The sequence below is a fragment of the Saccharopolyspora cebuensis genome, from assembly GCF_039542665.1.
Classification (GTDB): Bacteria; Actinomycetota; Actinomycetes; order Mycobacteriales; family Pseudonocardiaceae; genus Saccharopolyspora; species Saccharopolyspora cebuensis.
Genome location: NZ_BAABII010000003.1, coordinates 573723 through 575332, shown reverse-complemented (window position 1 = coordinate 575332; position 1610 = coordinate 573723). Strand labels below are relative to the sequence as shown.

The window sequence follows — 1610 nt, the reverse complement described above, 5'->3', positions numbered from 1 at the left end:
CGCTCACCTCCCTCCCGCGCGGACCCGTCCGGGCAGCACCCTCCCCCGGCGGGGGCGGCGGTGGACCCGACCCCGGTGCCCCGCCGGGAAACCCATCACGAAGCTCCGGTCACTCGTCCTCGTACCGGAAGTACGCGGACCGGCCGTCCTCGCCGAAGGCCATGTGCAGCCCCGGCTGCTGCGGCGGGTCCTGCTCGGTGCGGTCCTTGACCGCGAAGGCGCGCATGCCGTCCTCGGTGAGGTCCCGGCTCAGCGAGGGGTCGTCGGAGTTCTCGACCCGCACGTCGCCGGACAACGGCACCACGTCGGCGTAGTCCTCGACGCCGAACCGGACCTCGCCACCGGGCAGCTCGGAAGCCATCAGGATGTGGTAGCCCTCCGGGAGCGGTTCGCCCCCGGCCAGCACCTGCTCCGAGGAACGCAACGCCTGCATGGACAGCTGCGAGGTCATGGTGTTGCTCGGGACGGTCCGGACCTCGTCCATCCCCAGCAGCCGGTACTTCATCTGGCCGTCCTCGCCCGGCGCGCCCAGCGAGTGCGCCGGCATGAACGCCCCGGCGGGCTCGCCCTCGACCGCCCCGACCCCGGGCTCGGTGGGCAGCGGCTCCTCCGCCGGTTCGGAAGGTTCGAGGTGCCACCGCTGCTGGGGTTCGCCCTTCTCGTGCGCCAGCGGCGCCATCTCCGCGCGCTGCGCCCGCACCAGCGGTACCTCGCCGGGAGGCGGCGACGCGGGGACGCCCTTCCCGAGCGCCGCCGCGCCCTGCTCCATCCCGGTCAGGATTCCGTGGGTGGTCTCGTCGGCGTTGTCCCGGGCGCTGCCGAACAGCTGGCCGTTGCTCCGCAGGCCCTCGCCGACGTAGTTCATGGCGGCGCTGAGCTGGTCGATGCCGTTGTGGTACTGCTGGATGCCCTGTTCCAGGACGGCTCGGAACTTCTGGCCTTCCTCGTCTCTGCCGATGCTGTTGTAGTAGCGCAGCATGATCGCGTGCGCGTCCTGCGAGACGCCCTCCAGCTCCTGCTGGGCGTCGAAGTAGCCCGCACCGCTGCGGCCCAGCCGCTCGGGGTCCACCCACAGCGAGTCGTTCATCGCGCCGGGCCCCTCTCGATGATCTCGGCGCGGCGCCTGCGCAGCTCCTCGAACACCTGCGGCATCCGCGACTCGCCCGGGACGAGGGCCTCGGCGGAGATGTCGCCGTTGACCATGGCCTTGGCGTCGATGCCCGCGGGCAGGTTCGGCGCCACCATCCCGGCGATCTCGGCGGTCGCCTTCTCCCGGGCTTCGGCGATCGTGTTCGTGATCAGCTCCGCCAGCTCCTTCTTGGGGAGCTTGCGGTAGGCGCTGGTGGGGAAGTGCAGGTCCTTGATCACGCCCTGGTTGCCCACGGTCACCGACACCTCCTTGCGGGGGGAGACCGCGGTCGCCGAGAGCTCGCTCAGGCGCTGCTGCATCTCGGCGAGGTTCGCGCGGTGGCGCTCCGCCTCCTCGCGCAGCATTTCGATGCGGGACCGATCCACTTCGGACATGGAACCTCCTCGACGCGCGGGTCGTCTTCCACTGAAACCCGACCGGGCCCGGCGGTGGGGCGATCGGGGACGTTCGGGCAACCGGT

General features: G+C 71.5%; 2 protein-coding genes. Both read right to left on the bottom strand.

Annotated features, from left to right (window positions below; genetic code table 11):
• Positions 1-109: 109 nt before the first annotated feature.
• Positions 110-1087 carry a hypothetical protein gene (locus ABD976_RS05505; protein ID WP_345358095.1) on the bottom strand — a complete coding sequence of 326 codons (978 nt, stop codon included), beginning with the start codon at positions 1085-1087 and terminating at the stop codon, positions 110-112.
• The gene (locus tag ABD976_RS05500; RefSeq protein WP_345358092.1) at positions 1084-1524 is read right to left on the bottom strand and encodes a YbaB/EbfC family nucleoid-associated protein; all 441 of its coding nucleotides are present in this window, start codon (positions 1522-1524) and stop codon (positions 1084-1086) included. Before ABD976_RS05500 ends, ABD976_RS05505 begins: the two co-directional genes overlap by 4 nt.
• Between the last annotated feature and the right edge of the window lie 86 nt (positions 1525-1610).